The following is a 1965-nucleotide window of genomic DNA, read 5'->3' on the forward strand; positions in this document are numbered from 1 at the left end:
TCTCCGGTGGGATCCAAACATTTCGAGAACAGAGCGCGCCGCGAATGGTGGTCGCTGCACATCGAAGCGTGGCGTCGGAGCGGTCTCGGGATCCGCAAATACTGCCAGCAACAACGTCTGACCGAGAACACCCTGCGACGTTGGCTGAGGCGGCTGGCTGGCAATGAGACTGCGCTTAAGCTCGAGAAATATCAGATGGAATTGCGCCGCGAGCGCGCCCGGGAAGAGCGAGAAAAGGCGCTCCGAAAGCAGAAGCAGCGCAGGTTCACGATCACCTCGGATGTGCGGAATCGAGCGTCCCAGGCGTTCTGGGCGATGCATGTGGAGGCGCTGAACTGGAGCGGAATGGAGCTCCGCGCCTACGCCGTGGCAATGCAGTTGTCGCCGCATTCGCCGCGCAAATGGCGCGACCGACTGGCCGCCGGCGAGCTGACGATCGACTGGCGCGCCCATCTTCATCCCTCCGCCCGTCCAGCCGTTAGCACTAGTGCCAGGAACTCACAGCCCGAACGCCGCTTGACAGCCGCCGAGATCGGCGATCCGGCCGCGCCCAAAATGCCGGCCCGGCGCTTTTTCAGCGACGAGGAGAAGCTCGCAATTGCCAGGGAGACTGAGCTGCCGGGCGCCAAGGTCTCTCCCGTCGCCCGCAAGGATGGGATCGTCACCGGGCTTCTGTTCCGCTGGCGCGCGCAGTTCGGCATTGCGCAAAAGAAGCGCTCCAACCTCGCCCGTGTTTTGCTGCCCGACGACATGCCCGCCGCACGCGCCCTGCGCGATCTCGTGCGTCCACCAGAGGGCATGATGGCTGTCGACCTCGCTGACGGACGGCGCGTGTTTGCTCCAGCCAGGAGCGGTCCGGACGCCGTGCGAGCGCAGATAGACAGCGACGAGGCCGCGCAATGATATTCGTCCCTGCAGGCGTGAAGGTGCACCTGGCGCTCGGCTACACCGACATGCGCAAGGGCATGGACGGGCTTACGATGCTGGTGCAGGACACGCTGAAGAAGGATCCGTTCTCTGGTCATCTGTTTGCCTTCCGCGGCAAAAAGGCATCGATCCTGAAGGTCCTGTTCTGGGACGGAAACGGGCTTCGTCTGTTCACGAAACGCATCGACCAGGGCGGCTTCGTGTGGCCGGTGATGGCGGGCTATGACGGCTCGATCACACTCACACCAGCCCAACTCGCGATGCTGTTCGAAGGCATCGACTGGCGCGCGCCAGAACGCGTATGGAAGCCTGCGATTGCAGGATGATCTGCAAAAGCCGGTGCTGAACTGAGTTGCGATTCTTCTACGAATCAGCGTGTTCGAGTACCATCGGACATGAAGCTCGATCTCGCCAATCTCCCCTCCGATCCTGAGCTTCTGCAGCGCCTGGTGCGCGACATTGCTGCTGCGATCGACCATCGCGACACCGAGATCGAGCGGCTCAAATCCATCATCAAACAGCTGCAGCGAATGCAGTTCGGGCGCAGTTCCGAACGCATCGACCCCCATCAGCTTGCACTCGGTCTGGAGGATCTCGACAGCGACATTGGCCGCATCGAGGAAGCGCAACCGAAGGTCACGCCTGAAGCCAAGTCTCCGCCGCGTCGTCGTGCGCTGCCCGATCATCTGCCACGCGAAGACGTTCTGCTTGACGTGCAAGACCGGGTCTGCGGCTGCTGTGGCGGTGCTCTCCATCTGATCGGTGAGAGCGTCAGCGAGATGCTGGATTGGGTCCCGGCGCAGCTTCGCGTCGTGCGCACGACCAGACCCAAATACGCCTGCCGCGCCTGCAACAAGGTCGTGCAAGCCGGTGCGCCCGAGCGGTTGATCGCTGGCGGTCTGGCGACGCCAGCGCTGCTCGCGCACGTGCTGATCAGCATACTGCGATCACCTTCCGCTCTATCGTAAGCGACCGTTAGACCCCACCTTCAAGACGGCGGGGTGATGAGCGAGTGTTCGGCGGCTGAGTCGAAGCGAG

At 62.8% G+C, this 1965-nt stretch carries 2 protein-coding genes and 1 pseudogene; all 3 read left to right on the forward strand.

The window, feature by feature from the left end:
* A partial coding sequence (gene tnpA, locus ACQR1B_RS36135; protein WP_434871603.1) for an IS66 family insertion sequence element accessory protein TnpA occupies nt 1-903 on the forward strand: 903 nt, incomplete at its 5' end.
* Between the two features lie 23 nt (nt 904-926).
* Nucleotides 927-1253: an IS66 family insertion sequence element accessory protein TnpB gene (gene tnpB / locus ACQR1B_RS36140; protein WP_434837656.1), complete on the forward strand. Its 327-nt coding sequence runs from the start codon at nt 927-929 to the stop codon at nt 1251-1253.
* Between the two features lie 69 nt (nt 1254-1322).
* Nucleotides 1323-1896, forward strand: a pseudogene (locus ACQR1B_RS36145) (IS66 family transposase zinc-finger binding domain-containing protein); the annotation flags it as partial.
* Nucleotides 1897-1965 lie beyond the last annotated feature (69 nt).

Source organism: Bradyrhizobium oligotrophicum, assembly GCF_051168495.1.
Taxonomy (GTDB): Bacteria; Pseudomonadota; Alphaproteobacteria; order Rhizobiales; family Xanthobacteraceae; genus Bradyrhizobium; species Bradyrhizobium oligotrophicum_A.